The 516-nt window shown below is 45.2% G+C and carries 1 protein-coding gene; it reads right to left on the bottom strand.

Annotation, left to right across the window (positions count from 1 at the left end; all coding sequences use genetic code 11):
• Positions 1–516 (bottom strand): enolase C-terminal domain-like protein (locus tag AC1DUW_RS32210; protein WP_477644637.1); only part of this gene is annotated, 516 nt, incomplete at both ends.

Below are 516 nucleotides of genomic sequence, written 5' to 3'. Positions count from 1 at the left end.
ATTTTCTGGCAGCACCGGCTCTTCAATGAACATTGGGCGGTATGGTTCGAGTTCTTTCACGATCGTTTTTGACATCGTTTTATGAATCCTCCCGTGAAAATCTACACCAATGCCAAAGTCTTTCCCTACCGCTTCCCGAATTGACGCTACGCGTTCAATGACCGCTTCTACTTTCGAAAAGCTGTCTATGTAGTTCATCTCTTCTGAAGCGTTCATTTTGACAGCGAGAAAGCCCTCGTTCTGTTTTTCTTTTGCGGCAGCAACAACATCCACTGGACGATCGCCGCCGACCCACGAGTACACTTTAATTTTTTCACGTGCTTTGCCCCCGAGCATTTGGTATACAGGAATGTTAAAGTATTTTCCTTTAATGTCCCATAATGCCTGCTCAATGCCAGAAATGGCACTCATTAAAATAGGGCCTCCCCGGTAAAATCCCCCTCGATAAAGCGTTTGCCAAATGTCCTCAATGTCGTTCGGATTTCTCCCGATTAAATAATCGGTCAGTTCGTTAAC

The sequence above is a fragment of the Peribacillus sp. P4_C12 genome (assembly GCF_056402095.1).
This window is presented reverse-complemented; position numbering and strand designations above follow the sequence as displayed.